This is a genomic window from Streptomyces sp. NPDC090021, assembly GCF_044748225.1.
Classification (GTDB): domain Bacteria; phylum Actinomycetota; class Actinomycetes; order Streptomycetales; family Streptomycetaceae; genus Streptomyces.
The window spans coordinates 1-1,119 of the sequence record NZ_JBIVFO010000102.1; the positions used below are offsets into that span (position 1 = coordinate 1).

Below are 1,119 nucleotides of genomic sequence, written 5' to 3' on the forward strand. Positions count from 1 at the left end.
ATCGGTCACACGCAGGCCGCGGCGGGTGCCGCGGGTGTGATCAAGATGGTGATGGCGATGCGGAACCGCATGCTGCCGGCGACGTTGCACGCTGATGTGCCGTCCACCCGGATCGACTGGGAAGCCGGTTCGGTGAGCCTGCTGACCGAAGCGCGTGCGTGGGACCCGGGTGCTCGACCGCGTCGTGCCGCCGTCTCCTCGTTCGGTATCAGTGGTACCAACGCCCACGTCATCCTCGAAGAACCCGAAACCGAGGCCGAAACCGAACCGGTGGCCGAGGCAGAGCCCCCGGCGGAGGGCGCAGGGCGGCCCGTGCTGTGGCCGCTGTCGGCCGCCGGGCTGCCGGCCCTGCGCGCGCAGGCCACCCGGCTGCGCGACCTGCTGGCCGAGCGGCCGGACAGCGACCCCCTCGCCGTCGCCCATGCCCTCGCCACCACCCGGGCCGCGCTCAGCCACCGGGCCGTGGTCGTCGGCACGGACCGTACGGAACTCCTCACCGCACTCGACGCGTTCGCCCAAGGAGACGACGTGGCCGCGGTCCGGACAGGGGTGGCCCGGCACTCCGGCCGACTCGCGGCGATCTTCTCCGGTCAGGGGTCTCAGCGGGTGGGGATGGGCCGGGAGTTGTATGCGGCGCAGCCTGGCTACGCTGCTGCTTTCGATGAGGTGTGCGCCGCGTTGGACGTGCATCTGGATCGGCCGCTGGCCCCGATCGTGTTCGCGGAGGCGGATTCTCGTGAGGCGGCTCTGCTGGATACGACCCAGTACGCCCAGCCTGCGATCTTCGCTTGTGAGGTGGCTCTCTTCCGGTTGTTGGAGGGCTGGGGAATGCGGCCCGATGTGCTGGCCGGTCATTCGATCGGCGAGGTGACCGCCGCGTATCTGGCAGGTGTGTGGTCGTTGGCTGACGCGGCGGCTCTGGTGGCCGCGCGTGGTCGGCTGATGCAGTCCGCACGTTCGGGCGGGGCGATGGCTTCCGTGCAGGCTCCGGAGGCGGAGGTCGCCGCGGCCCTGCCGGAAGGAGTCGACATCGCGGCCGTCAACGCTCCTGATGCCACGGTGGTTTCGGGTGATGAGGCGGCGGTGGCCGCGGTGGTCGAGGCGTGGAGGGCGCGGGGC

1 protein-coding gene is annotated in these 1,119 nt (G+C 71.2%); it reads left to right on the forward strand.

Features of this window, described 5'->3' with window-relative positions; translation table 11 throughout:
- Positions 1-1,119: acyltransferase domain-containing protein (locus ACIPXC_RS35050; RefSeq protein WP_401626565.1), on the forward strand; the 1,119-nt coding region annotated here is incomplete at its 3' end.